Origin of the sequence: Streptomyces anandii JCM 4720, from assembly GCF_014650655.1 — a bacterium.
In the GTDB taxonomy this organism is placed as follows: domain Bacteria; phylum Actinomycetota; class Actinomycetes; order Streptomycetales; family Streptomycetaceae; genus Streptomyces; species Streptomyces anandii.
The window spans coordinates 36886-49020 of sequence record NZ_BMVJ01000005.1 but is presented as its reverse complement, the minus strand read 5'-3'; the positions used below and the strand labels follow the sequence as shown (position 1 = coordinate 49020).

Genomic DNA, 12135 nt, shown 5'->3' with positions numbered 1-12135 from the left:
CGGCGTACGGGTGCTGCCGGAGGTGCTGGGCGTGGCGCTGATCGGCGCGGGCAGCATCGGCCTGGCGAGTGCGCCGACCGTCAGCGGGGCGTGGGACACCGCCCCCGACGAGCGCGGCGGGCCAGGCCCCGACCACCGGGAACCGGCCCCGCAGCGGCCGTGACGCGGCGGGGCCAGGGGCCCCGTGGCCGTGACGGCGGCCCCGGGTTCCTGCTCAGTCGCCGTCCAGCAGCTCCTCGACCGCCGCGTCCAGCTCGTCGGGGGTCGTACCGCCGACCAGGCGCACCACGCCGTGCTCGTCGACCAGCACGTTGGTCGGTACGCCGCGAATGCCCAGCAGGGCGGCGTACTCGCCGGTGCCGTCGAGGAGCACGGTGGCGCCGATGTCCCACACGGCGACGAAGTTGGCGGCCTCGTCCCGCGGGTCGGTGTTCTCCCATACGTTGATCATGATCACGTCCAGCCCGGACCGGGCCGTACGGCGGCGCAGTTCCTCCAGAACCGGCGCCTCCGCGTTGCAGGGGCCTCACCAGCTCGCGAAGAAGTTGATCACGTACTTCTTCTCAGCCCACTCCCGGGAGGTACGGATCCTGCCCTCGCGCAGGTCGGGCAGCGCGAAGCCGGGCAGCCGCCGGCCCACCAGGGGGTGACTGGTGGGCGGTGGCGGGCCGGGCAGCCAGGGGCGGTGCACGAAGGTCACCGTGCCGCTGCCCGCGTTGGACACCAGCAGGGTGTCCGAGACGGGGTCCAGGGCGCAGTCGCCGGGGGCGTTGCCCACCACGATGCGGTGGGTCTCGCGGGCGGTCGCGGTGTCCAGGACGCTGACGGTGCCGGCGCCCCGGTTGCACACGTAGAGCAGCCCGCGCCCCTCGTCCACGCACATGCCGACCGGCGCCCGCTCCACCGGGAGTTCCCCGAGCAGGTCGCCGGTGTCCAGGCAGATCCGGCTGACCGTGCCGTGCAGCGAACTTGCCACGTACAGGTCTCCGCGCCCGGGGTCCACGACCGCCTTGCAGGGACCCTCGCGTACGGCGGTGCGTCCGAGCGGCCGCAGCGTGGCGGCGTCGAAGGAGGTCACCGAGCCGGTCATGAAGTTGGCGCACCAGCCGCGGTCGCGCCCGGTGTCCACGGCGATGCTGCCCGCGCCGAGCTCGGCGGGCACCGTGCCGACCACCTCCAGCCGGTCGGCGTCCACGGCGGTGATCGTGCCGTCGGCGGTGTTGCCCGAGAACACCCTGCGCAGCCCCGGATGGTGGCCGAGCCCCGCGGGATAGCAGCCGACCGGGACCTGGGCGAGCCGGGCGCCGGTGGCGGAGTCGAGCACGGTCACCGTGTCGGAGCGGGCGTCCGCCGAGAACAGCCGGCCGGTGGGCCGGTCGAGGATCAGCGGGATCGGTTCGCGTCCCACGGCCGCCTGCCACACCGGGCGGGCCGTGTCGAGGTCCAGCGCCACCACGGCATCGCTGCGGGAGCAGGCGACGAAGGCCCGCCGCCGCGGAGCGTCGACGACCACGGCCTCGGGTCCCTTGCCCACGGGGCAGTGGGCCCGCACACGGTGGGCGAGGCCGGCCGAGCAGGCCGGACCCTGCGCCGCGGGATCATGGTGGTCCATGCCATAGGGGGTGCGCGGATGGCGGTCCTCCTAAACGGAGGGTCCGCCGCGCGTACCGCCTTTCGCCTCAATGGCACATCTTCGTTCCCATGGCACGTCTTCGTTCAGGCCCGGCGCAGGACCACGAGCACCACCAGCAGCACGGTGGCCCCGGCGCTCGTGCCGTGGGCGACCACGGCGGTGAGCGGGAAGTGACGCTCGGCGGTGCCCCCGGCCTGGGAGTGCCGTCCGGAGCTGGGCAGCCAGCGCAGCAGCATCATGAACCCGAACGCGGCCACCACCAGCACCACCGCGCACGCCGCCCAGGCCGAGCTCCTGAGCCCGCCCAGGAGGTACACCGTCCAGGCCAGCAGCCCCGCCACCGCGAGGGCGACATGCCCGACGACCAGCCACAGCGGCAGCCGCGTCACACCGGGTGTGTGCTGCCGCAGCCCGCCGTGGCGGATCCACACGGTGCCGAGGTAGCCGCCCAGCGCCGCGGTCAGCAGCCACGCGCACAGAACGAAGACACGCATGGGCCCCGCTCCCCCCTCTGTCGGTGTCCGTCACGTCCGGTCCGTCAGGGCGTTCGCGTCCCAGGACACCGCATCGGCCGGCAAGCGGCTGGACATCCATTCACGGATTCACCCATAGGCGTGAACCATGGGCGAACTCCGGGCGCTCCGGCCCATTCCCCCACCCCGGGGCGCGCGGGCCGGGCGCGGGATGATTTCCTGCACTCGGTCCCTGACCCGGCCCGACCCCACCCGGTTCGGCCGAACCGAACCGACCCGACCCGACCCAGGACGGAGGACCCGGTGGAACTGCGCTGGCTGGAGTCGTTCGTCACCGTGGCGGAGGAACTGCACTTCGGGCGGGCGGCGGACCGTCTGCACCTCGCGCCGTCCGCGCTCAGCGCCCAGATCCGGGCGCTGGAGTCACACCTGGGCGTGCGCCTGATCGACCGCGGCCGGCGCACCCGCCCGGCGCTGACGAACGCCGGACGGCTGTTCCTCGAGGAGGCCCGGCTCACCCTGGCGCAGGCCGCCCGCGCCCAGGCCGTCGGCCGGCGCGCGGGCCGCGGGGAACTGGGGCACGCGGAGCTCGCGTACGTGGCCTCGGCGGCCTTCTCGGGCGTGCTGACCGACGTGCTGGGCCGGTGCACCGGCGAGCCGGACGGCGGCCTCACGGTGCAGGTGCGCGAGCTGGAGACGCCGGCTCAGCTGGAGGCGCTGTCCTGCGGGGACATCGACGTGGGCTTCCTGCGCTCACGGCCGCGGTACCCGGCGGGCGTGACGGCCACCACGCTGCTCACGGAGGACGTGGTGCTGGCCGTCCCGGACCGCTCGCCGCTCGCGGCCCTCGACGCGGTGCCCGCGGCCGGGCTGCGGCACGAGCGGTTCGTCGCGCCGCACTTCGACGAGGAGTACGGCTGCCGCGAGCACATCCAGGAGGTGGCCGGGCGGGGCGGCTTCAGCCCGCGGTGCGCTCCGCCCGTACGGGACTTCATCGCGGCGCTCACACTGGTGGGCGGCGGCCTGGCGGTGGCCCTGGTGCCGGAGTCGCTGCGGCGCGCGCGGATACCTGGGGTGACCTGCCGGCCGCTCGCCGACGTGCGGCCCACCACCCGGCTGGTGGGCGCCTACCGGCGGGACGAGACCTCCCCGGCGGTACGCGCCGTGATCCGCCGCCTGCGCCGCGCGGCGGAGGAGACGGCGGAACGGGTCACGACCGGCTGAACCGGCCGTCGTCGGCGGAGGGTCCGCTGTCAGGCGAAGGCCCGGTGTCAGGCGAAGGCGCGCTGTCAGGCGAAGGCGCGGTGGCCGGTCAGGGTCTGGCCGATCACCAGGGCGTGCACCTCGTCGGTGCCTTCGTAGGTGCGTACGGACTCCAGGTTGGCCATGTGCCGCATCACCGGGAAGTCGCTGGTGACACCGTCGCCGCCGAGCACGGTCCGTACGGTCCTGGCGATCTCGAGCGACTCGCGCACGTTGTTGAGCTTGCCCACGCTGATCTGCGCGGGGGTGAGCCCGCCGGCGTCCTTCAGCCGCCCGATGTGCAGGGCCAGCAGCAGGGCCTTCTGGTACTCGACCGCCATGTCCGCGATCTTCTGCTGGGTGAGCTGGAAGGCGGCCAGCGGCCTGCCGAAGACGCGCCGGTCCCGGGAACGTTCGACGGCCGCCCGCAGGCACTCACGGGCGGGGCCGAGGACGCCCCAGACGATGCCGTACCGCGCCTCGTTCAGGCAGCTGAAGGGTCCGCGCAGGCCGGTCACCAGGGGCAGGACGGCGTCGGCGGGCACGCGGCAGTCGTCGAGGACCACATCGCACTGGACGGAGGCGCGCAGGGACAGCTTGTTGGTGATGTCGCGGGCCGTGAAACCGGGCGTGCCGGTGGGGACCAGGAATCCGCGCACGCCCTCCTCGGTGGCGGCCCACACCACGGCCACGTCGGCCACGCTGCCCAGTCCGATCCAGCGCTTGGCCCCGTTGATCACCCAGTCGCCGCCGTCGCGCCGCGCGAACGTCCGCATGGCCGCCGGGTCGCTGCCGCCCTCGGGTTCGGTCAGTGCGAAGCAGCCCACCGTCCGCCCGGACGCCATGTCCGGCAGCCACCGCTCCTTCTGCTCCGGCGAGCCCCACTTGGCGATCGCCGACATGGCCAGCGACCCCTGGACGGAGACGAACGTCCGCCAGGCGGTGTCCCCCGCCTCCAGCTCCATGCAGGCCAGGCCGTGGCTCACCGCGCCGGCGCCGGCACAGCCGTATCCCTCGATGTGCATGCCGAGGACGCCCAACTCGCCGAGGCCCCGGATCAGTTCGCCGCGGAAGTGCCGGTCCTCGAAGTCCGCGTCGGCGACGGGGGTGATGTGCCGGGCGGTGAACTCCCGCACGCGGTCCCGCCAGTTCAGCTCCTCGGCGGTGAACAGGTGCTCGGCTTCGAGGTCCAGGGCGGGAGCCTTCGCGGGCGCGGAGGCGGAGGGTGGTGCGGACATGAGGTCTCTTCCTGTGCGTACTGCGGCAACTGCCTTGCGGCTCAAGGGGTTTGGTCGCTGTGGTCGTCAGAATCCGGGCGGCCGAGGATCTCCTCCGTGTGCTCGCCGAGGGCGGGCGGCGGGAGCCGGTACCGCGCGGGCGAGGCGCTCAGCGCGATGGGGTGGGCGACCTGGCGCGAGGACTTCCGCACGGCTCTGGGTCCCGGTCCGGTCCGGGCTTCGACTTCGGCTTCGCTCGGATCCGGGACGGTGACGATGCCCGGGAGCCCGAGGCGGTGCGCGAAGGCGAAGGCCTCGTCGAGCGTGTTGACCGGGCCCGCCGGCACACCCGCCGCGAGCAGTACGCCGCTCCAGTGGTCGGCCCCCGCGGTGCGCAGCCGCTCGCCGAGCAGCCCGGCCAGCTCGGCGCGGTGGGCGACCCGGCCCGGGTTGGTGCGGAACCGGTCGTCGGCGGCGAGACGCGGCACCCCGAGGGCCGCGGCCAGGGCCGCGAACTGCGTGTCGTTGCCCACCGCGAGGGCGAGCGGGCGGTCGGCGGTGGGGAAGGTCTCGTACGGAGCGATGCTCGGGTGGGCGTTGCCCATCCGTCCGGGCACGACACCCGCGACCGCGTACCCCGAGGCCTGATTGACCATGGCCGAGAGCAGCGAGCCGAGCAGGCTCACCTCGACGAGCTGTCCCTCGCCGGTCGCGTCCCGGTGGCGCAGGGCCGCCATGATGCCCAGCGCGGCGTGCAGGCCGGTGATCACGTCGACGAGGGCCACCCCCGTCTTGACCGGCTCTCCGCCGGGCTCCCCGGTCACGCTCATCAGCCCGCCGACGGCCTGGACCAGCAGGTCGTACCCGGGCAGGGCGGCCCCGCCGCCGGTGCCGAAGCCGCTGATCGAGCAGTGGACGAGCCGCGGGTGCCGGGCCCGCAGCCCGGCGTGGCCCAGGCCGAGGCGCTCCATCGTGCCGGGCCGGAAGTTCTCCACCAGCACGTCGGACCCGGCGATCAGGGTCCGCGCCCGCTCCCGGTCCGCCTCGCTCGCGAGGTCGAGGGTCACGGAGCGCTTGTTGCGGTTGACGCCCAGGAAGTAGGTGGACGTTCCCTCCTCGTCGGCCGGCGGCCGCCACTGCCGGGTCTCGTCGCCGGTCCCGGGCCGCTCGACCTTGATCACCTCGGCGCCGAGGTCGGCGAGCAGCATGGTCGCGTAGGGGCCCGCCAGGACGCGGGAGAAGTCCGCGATCCGAAGTCCGCGCAGCGCACCGCCGCCCGCTTCGCCGCCGTCACTGCCCACGTCCGCCTCCCGGTGCTCACGCCGGCCGCCGGGACCGCCCCGGAGCGTGATCAGCGTGGCCCCGCGCGGCAGGGCCGGTCAACGACGTACCGGCGCACGTTTGTGCGCGGAAAACGTTCGGGTCTCTCAGGGTTCGGTGGGCTCCGGCGGTTGCGGCTCCGTGGCCCGCGGGTCGTCCGGCTCCGTGGCCCGCGGGTCGCCCGGTTCGGTGCCGTCGGGGGTGAACCGGACGCAACACTCGCCGGGGCGGGGCGCGAGGACCGCCTGGATGCCGGTGACCCGGAGGCCTTCGAGGAACCCGGCGAGGAAGGCGTGGTTCATCCCGCAGACCAGGCCGGGGGCCCTGGCGGCCAGCGGGTGGAAGGGGCAGTTGCGCAGCCGGAGTTCGGTGGAGGACTCCCGGACGGGTTCGTAGCCCTGCTCGTCGAGCACGCGCTCGCACACGGTCAGTCCGCGTTCGGCGCCCAGGCGCCCCGGACGCGACCGCGTCCGCTCCGCCTCCCCCGTCTCGCGGCCGTGCCGCTCCGCGACACGCAGCGCCGCCTCCGCGGCGTGCTCGTCGGCGCCCTCGGTGAGGACCGCCTCCAGGAGCAGACCGGCCAGGAGTTCGTGGCGCCGGTCGGGGATGCTGAGGCTGATCTGGGCGTCGGTGGGCTCGTAGACCTTCGGGCGGCGCCCGACCCTGCGGGTGCCGCCGGGAGCCTCGTAGTGGCTGCGCAGCAGACCGGCGTCGACGAGTTTGTCGAGGTGGAAGGCGGCGAGCTTGCGCGAGATGCCGACGCTGGCGGCCGCCTCGTCCCGGGTGACGGGCCGGCCGGCCCGGCGGACGAAGGCGAACATCCGCCGCCGCGACTCCTCGCCGAGCACGCTGACCGAGTCGATCACGGCGTCGCCGGCGGGCGGGGACTGGTTCATGTCGGGGGCCACCCCTTCACGATAACGCGCATACGAGTGGGTGAAGCCGGTCAGGGCCTCAGTGTTCATCAGGCGGACTTGACCTGCGGACCGAATAACGCCAAGACTTATTGGTGAAAAGAAGAATCGGAGGCAGCCGACATGAACCAGACGTCCACCGCGACCGCGCAGTCCGCCCCGCCCCGCCCGGCCACCGCCCCGGACGATGCCGGACCCCCGGTGTTCCCCGCGCCCGTGCCCGCGCCCGCGCTGCGTGTCGTCCACGACACCGACGGCGTCGACCTGGCGGCCGCCGAGCTGGCCGCCGGCCAGTTCCTGCGGGCCCTCGGCATCGGCACCGAGTCCGAGAGCCTGCGCGGCACGCCCGGCCGGATGGCGCGCGCCTACGCCGAGCTGTTCAGCCCGCGCCCCTTCGACCTGACCACCTTCCCCAACGAGGAGGGCTACGACGAGCTGGTGCTGGCCCGCGGCATCCCGCTGCGCTCCGTGTGCGAACACCATCTGCTGCCGTTCGTCGGCACGGCCCACGTCGGCTACCTGCCCGGCGGGCGCATCCTCGGCCTGTCCAAACTGGCGCGTGTGGTGGAGCACTTCGCCTGCCGTCCCCAGGTGCAGGAGCGGCTGACCAAGCAGGTCGCCGACTGGCTGCAGACACACCTGGAGCCCAAGGGCGTCGGCGTCGTCATCGAGGCCGAGCACACCTGCATGACCCTGCGCGGCGTCCGCGCGGAGGGCGCCCGCACCCTCACCTCCACCCTGCTGGGCACGCTGCGCTGCGACGCCCGCTCACGCGCCGAGTTCCTGTCCCTGACCGGCCTGCCGCGCTGAGGACGGGCGGGCCGACAGCATCGGGGGCGGGCAGGCGAACGGCACGTCTGCACGTGGTCAAGGGCTGGTCATGGAATGGGAGAGGCGTTCGGCGGCAACGTATTCTGTGAGCGTTTGACCGCAGGCACAGCTGCGGCACAGCCGCGGTACGGCGGTGACCGCCGGCGGCGGCCGGAGACGGGAGGAGGCGGGAATGGACAGTAGTCCGGGCCACAGTCGCCCCTCCCTCAAGTTGTCCGCGCCGTCCTTCCGCGGCCCGGGGCAGCTCCTTCCCTCCTGACCCGCCCGGCCCGGGGCCCTGGGCCACCCGGCCGGTGCGTCCGCGTGTGCGCGCGTGCGCCGCGCTCTGAGCATTCGCGTGCAGGGAGGCGGAGTGCCGCCGTGGGCCGCCCGGTGCCCCGTCACCTAGGGGCAAGGGGGTGTTCACCATGGCTGCCCACACTCTGCTCATGTCCACCACGGCCCGTCTGCGCGACCGCCGGGTCCACCTGGAGCGCCGCGCCACCGCTTCCAGGGCGGTGCGCGCCTCGCTCGTCTCGCTGGCCGGGCTGATCGGCGGGCCGGTCACCAACCAGGCCGGCGAGGAGGTCGGCCGCGTCGCCGACGTCGTCGCCCGGCTGTACGGGCAGGATCCGTACCCGCCGGTCACCGGGCTGATCCTGCGGATCGGCCGGCGACGGGCCTTCCTCTCCGCCGACGCGATCGGCAAGGTGCGGGCCGGGCACGTCCGGCTGCGCACCGCCCGCGTCGACCTGCGCGACTTCGCCCGCCGGCCCGGCGAGGCCCTGCTGGCCAAGGACGTCCTCGACCACCAGCTCGTCGACGTGGACGGCGTCCAGGTCACCCGGGCCGCGGACCTGTACCTGGCGCCGCTGGTCGACCGGGTGGTACTGGTCGGCGTGGACGTGTCGCTGCCCACCCTGCTGCGCCGGCTCGGCCCGCGCCGCTGGCAGGCACGGCCCACCCCCGAGCGGGTACTGGACTGGCAGGCGGTGGCGCCCTTCGCCGAGCAGGCCACCGAGGGCCCGCCCGAGGTACGGCTGCGCGCCTCCCGGGCGGCGCTGCACCGGCTGCGCCCGGCCGACCTGGCCGACATCCTCGAGGACCTCGGCCGCGCCGAGCGCCAGCAGCTGCTGGACTGGCTGGAGCCGGAGCAGGCCGCCGACGCGCTGGAGGAGATGGAGCCGGCCGAGCTGGAGAACCTGCTGCGCGAGGCACAGCCGGAGTACGCCGCCCGCCTGGTCGACGCGATGGAGCCGGACGAGGCCACCGACGCGCTGCGCGACCTCACCGCGGAGGAACGCGAGGCCCTGCTGACGCGTATGCCGGCCGGTGAGGCCGCGGAGCTGCGGCGGCTGCTCGCGCACCCGGAGGGCACCGCGGGCGGCGCCATGACCACGCTGCTGGTGACCGCCCGCCGGGGCGAGACGGTCGCCCAGGTGCGCGGCCGGCTGGCCGAACAGCCCGGTCACCGCACGGAGATCGACGCGGTCGCCGTCGTGGACGAGGACGGCAGGCTGCTGTGCGACATGGCGCTGTTCGACCTGGCGGTGGCCGAGGACTCGGCGACGGTGGCCGATCTCGAGGGCTGGCTGGCCCAGTTCGGGCCGCCCGTCACCGTGCACGCCGGCACCCCGCTCGCCGAGGCCGCCGACCGGCTGGTCGCCGCCCGCGCCTCCTCGGTGCTGGTGGTCGACGACTCCGACCGCCCCATCGGACGCATCCTGGCCGACGACCTGCTCGACGCCCTGCTGCCCGAGCGCGGGCGCCTGCACTTCCGGAGGTTCCTGCAGTGACCCACGACCTCGACTCCACCGGGGCCGGCACGGCAGACGGCACCGGAAGCACCGGCCCCGCGCCCGCGCCCGCGTCCACACCCGCATCCGCGCCCGCGTCCACACCCGCATCCGCATCCGCGCCCGCGCCCGGGAGCCACTCACCCGTCCGCCGCCGGGGCTGGCGGCGCATCACCATGGTCGCGGCGATCGCCGGCCCCGGCCTCGTCGCGGCGAACGCGGGAAACGACGCGGCCGGCATCGCCACCTACGCCTCGGCCGGCTCCCAATTCACCTACGGCACCCTGTTCTTCATGGTGCTGGTCACCGTCGCCCTGGTGATGGTGCAGGAGATGGCGGTGCGGCTCGGCGCCCACACCGGCAAGGGACTCGGCGCGCTGATCCGCGAGCAGTTCAGCCTGCGCCTGACCGCGCTCGCCGTCTTCTGCCTGCTGCTGGCCAACACCGGCCTGGTGGTCAGCGAGTTCGCCGGCATCGGCGCGGCCTTCGAACTGCTCGGCGTGCCCAAGTGGGCGGTCATCCCGCCGGCCGCGGCGCTGCTGTGGGCACTGGTGCTGTTCGGCTCGTACCACTGGGCCGAGCGCATCTTCCTGATCATGTCGCTGGCGTTCTTCGCCTACCCCGTCGCGATGATCCTCGGCCACCCCGACTGGGGTGCCGTCGGCCACCACCTGATCGTGCCGCACATGGAGCCCGGCAAGGACTTCATACTGCTCGCGGTCGCCCTGATCGGCACCACGGTCAGCCCGTACATGCAGTTCTACGCCGCCGCGGGCGTCGTCGACCGCGGCGCGCGGCCCGCCGACTATCCCCTCATCCGCGCCGACGCCGTCCTCGGCGCCGTGTTCGCGTGCGTGATCAGCCTGACCATCATCATCGCCACCGCCTCCGCCATCGGCGGCACCGGCCCGCTCGACTCGGCCGCGCAGGCCGCGCAGGCCCTCGAACCGGTCGCGGGCAAGGACGCCGAGCTGCTCTTCGCCCTCGGCCTGCTCGGCGCCTCCGCCCTGGCCGGCGCCGTGGTGCCGCTGTCGGCGAGCTACGCGGTGGGCGAGGCCGCCGGTGTGGAGCGCTCCGTCTCCCGCAGGTTCCGCGACGCGCCGCTCTTCCTGGGGCTGTTCACCGCGCAGATCGTGCTGGGCGCGGCGGTGGCGATGACGCCGGTCGACGTCATCCAACTGCTCATCGGCACACAGGTGTTGCAGGGTCTAATCAGTCCGGTCGTGCTGGTCTACCTGCTGGTCCTCACCAACCGCCGTTCCCTGCTGGGCGATGCCGCCAACGGGCCGCGCCGGCGGGTGGCGGCGACCGTCGTGGTCGTCGGCGTGGCGGCCATGTCCACGATTCTGCTCGTGCAGACCTTGCTGGGCTGGTTCGGGCACGGCTGACTCCGCTCGACTTCCCCACTCTCCGGCGTGCTTGATGGACCGTCAGGTGAAGAAGACCCGCGAGAGGGCGGCCAGTACCCGGAGATGGCCGGCCGGTGAGATCCGCGCGGCGAGGTGGCCGTCCGGGCGCACCAGCAGGGCGGTGGATCCGTCGAGGGCGTACTGGCGGCGGAACTCGCCCTCGCCGTCGTGGAGGACGGGCGTGAGCACACCGGAGGCGTCGGCGTCCGGGGCCAGCAGGGCGTAGCAGGTCAGCGCCCCGCGGGCCACGTTCCGCGCGGTGTCGGCCAGTTCGTCGAAGCCCTCGGCCTCCTGCGTGGTCGAGGCGTACAGCAGCAGGACGTGGTCGCGCTCGCGCAGCAGGTCGTACAGGCGCAGCGGGTGGGTGGCGATCGGGTCGCGCAGTCCGGTGCAGTCGGGGGCGCGGTCCCCGGGGGCGGGCCCGGGCCCGTCGGGCGCGGCTTCCACGACGGGGCTGTCCCGGTAGGAGATCAGCAGTTGCGCCTCCCGCAGCAGCACCGTGGCGCCGTCGTCGGGGTCCGCCTGCACGCCCCGCGCCGCGTGGCGCACCGTGCGTCCCACGACCTCCTCCCCCACCGGACGGCGTTCGGTGTCGTAGCTGTCCAGCAGCCGCGGCTGGGCCAGCCCCTCGACGGTGAGGGCGAGCTTCCAGGCGAGGTTGTAGGCGTCCTGGATGCCGGTGTTCATGCCCTGCGCGCCGGTCGGCGGATGGATGTGCGCCGCGTCGCCGGCGAGGAACACCCGGCCCTCGCCGTAGCGGCCCGCGATGCGGTGGCTGATGCGGAACACCGACGACCACCGCATGGTCGAGGCGACGGCCGGGCCGGGCGCGAGACGCTTCAGCGCGGCCTCGATGTGCTCCATACGCGGTGCACGGTCCGCTTCCGGCCCGTGCCGGATCTGCGCTGCCCCTTCCGCCGGTCCGGCCGGTTGAGCCGGTCCGGCCGTTGGCGTCCCGCCGGTGGTGGACAGCTCGGGCGGCACCCGGGTGGAGATGCGGTACCGGGACCGGCCGGGCAGCGGGATGCAGACGAGCAGGTCGTCCACGGCGCCGTCGTCGCCCAGGTGCATCGCGCGCACCGCGTGCCCGGCGGGCAGGTCCCAGTCCAGCTCCACGTCCGCCAGCATGTACTCCTCGGGGAACGCCCCGCCCTCGAACGGCAGCCCCAGCCCCTTGCGTACGACGCTGTGCGCGCCGTCGCAGCCGACGAGGAACTCCGCGCGCAGCTCGCGCTCCTCGCCCTCGGCGGTGCGCAGCCGGCTGGTGACCCCGTCCGCGTCCTGCGTGAACGACACCAGTTCCGTCCCGCGCTCGATGGCC

At 74.2% G+C, this 12135-nt stretch carries 10 protein-coding genes and 2 pseudogenes; 5 read left to right on the top strand and 7 right to left on the bottom strand.

Going from position 1 to position 12135, the window contains the following annotated elements; translation table 11 throughout:
• Positions 1-163, top strand: a pseudogene (locus IE249_RS40260) (DMT family transporter); the annotation flags it as partial.
• Between the two features lie 51 nt (positions 164-214).
• Here the strand turns inward: IE249_RS40260 and IE249_RS11050 are convergent.
• The 3 genes and pseudogenes from IE249_RS11050 to IE249_RS11040 all read right to left on the bottom strand — a co-directional run.
• Positions 215-514, bottom strand: a pseudogene (locus IE249_RS11050) (TlpA family protein disulfide reductase); the annotation flags it as partial.
• Positions 515-526: 12 nt separating this feature from the next.
• Complete coding sequence (locus IE249_RS11045; protein WP_189704615.1) at positions 527-1612, bottom strand: YncE family protein; 1086 nt, start codon at positions 1610-1612, stop codon at positions 527-529.
• A gap of 104 nt (positions 1613-1716) precedes the next feature.
• A complete protein-coding gene (locus IE249_RS11040; protein ID WP_189704614.1) occupies positions 1717-2127 on the bottom strand; it encodes a hypothetical protein in 411 nt (136 codons plus the stop codon).
• A 282-nt stretch (positions 2128-2409) separates the two neighbouring features.
• On the opposite strand from IE249_RS11040, the gene IE249_RS11035 reads away from it, so the two are divergent.
• Positions 2410-3330: a LysR substrate-binding domain-containing protein gene (locus tag IE249_RS11035; protein ID WP_189704613.1), complete on the top strand. Its 921-nt coding sequence runs from the start codon at positions 2410-2412 to the stop codon at positions 3328-3330.
• A gap of 65 nt (positions 3331-3395) precedes the next feature.
• Here the strand turns inward: IE249_RS11035 and IE249_RS11030 are convergent, their stop codons facing one another.
• The 3 genes from IE249_RS11030 to IE249_RS11020 form a co-directional block, all read right to left on the bottom strand.
• Complete coding sequence (locus IE249_RS11030; protein ID WP_189704612.1) at positions 3396-4586, bottom strand: acyl-CoA dehydrogenase family protein; 1191 nt, start codon at positions 4584-4586, stop codon at positions 3396-3398.
• Between the two features lie 41 nt (positions 4587-4627).
• Positions 4628-5866 (bottom strand): CaiB/BaiF CoA transferase family protein, encoded by a 1239-nt coding sequence (locus IE249_RS11025; RefSeq protein ID WP_189704611.1) that lies wholly within the window; start codon positions 5864-5866, stop codon positions 4628-4630.
• A gap of 126 nt (positions 5867-5992) precedes the next feature.
• Positions 5993-6850, bottom strand: coding sequence for a helix-turn-helix transcriptional regulator (locus tag IE249_RS11020; protein ID WP_373304368.1), 858 nt, complete (start codon positions 6848-6850; stop codon positions 5993-5995).
• A gap of 72 nt (positions 6851-6922) precedes the next feature.
• Here IE249_RS11020 and folE point away from each other — a divergent pair, with 72 nt between their 5' ends.
• The 3 genes from folE (at position 6923) to IE249_RS11005 (ending at position 10793) form a co-directional block, all read left to right on the top strand.
• Positions 6923-7609, top strand: coding sequence for a GTP cyclohydrolase I FolE (gene folE / locus IE249_RS11015; RefSeq protein WP_189704610.1), 687 nt, complete (start codon positions 6923-6925; stop codon positions 7607-7609).
• A gap of 428 nt (positions 7610-8037) precedes the next feature.
• Positions 8038-9405 carry a magnesium transporter MgtE N-terminal domain-containing protein gene (locus tag IE249_RS11010; RefSeq protein WP_189704609.1) on the top strand — a complete coding sequence of 456 codons (1368 nt, stop codon included), beginning with the start codon at positions 8038-8040 and terminating at the stop codon, positions 9403-9405.
• A complete protein-coding gene (locus IE249_RS11005) occupies positions 9402-10793 on the top strand; it encodes an NRAMP family divalent metal transporter (protein WP_229858111.1) in 1392 nt (463 codons plus the stop codon). Before IE249_RS11010 ends, IE249_RS11005 begins: the two co-directional genes overlap by 4 nt.
• A gap of 42 nt (positions 10794-10835) precedes the next feature.
• Here IE249_RS11005 and IE249_RS11000 read toward each other — a convergent pair.
• The coding region (locus tag IE249_RS11000; protein ID WP_229858108.1) for an FAD-dependent monooxygenase at positions 10836-12135 on the bottom strand (1300 nt) is incomplete at its 5' end.